Below are 394 nucleotides of genomic sequence, written 5' to 3' on the forward strand. Positions count from 1 at the left end.
TTACGTTATCTGGCAGGTGCCTTACTTGTCTTTTTATCCCATCAGTCAATAGCACAAATTTCTAATGACACTAAAACGTCTGCTGAACCATTGACCAATCTTAATAACTGGTGTAGTGGAACAAATGTCTATACTACAGTGGGATCAGCAGGGAATTACAGTACTAGTTGTGATGGGTCTAATTACAATGATGTATGGTTTAAATTTCAAGCCAGCACATCGTTTTTGTCTGCTAAAGCTACTCCGGGCAGCCTTCGTTATTCCAGCCTTACGCTTTTTGATGAAAATAATAATGAAATAGTTTGTAAGAAAGGAAGTTCTAGTGGTTCATCAGAATTTGTAACGGAGTCATTGATTGTCGGTGATTGGTATTACTTGTCAGTAGGTAGTTCTA

Annotated in this window: 1 protein-coding gene; it reads left to right on the top strand. The window is 37.8% G+C overall.

The features are described from left to right. Positions 1-394, top strand: a 394-nt coding sequence (locus E1140_RS21125) for a hypothetical protein (protein ID WP_185153305.1), incomplete at both ends; no start/stop codon positions are given.

This window comes from Fulvivirga lutimaris, from assembly GCF_009711525.1.
GTDB lineage: Bacteria > Bacteroidota > Bacteroidia > Cytophagales > Cyclobacteriaceae > Fulvivirga > Fulvivirga lutimaris.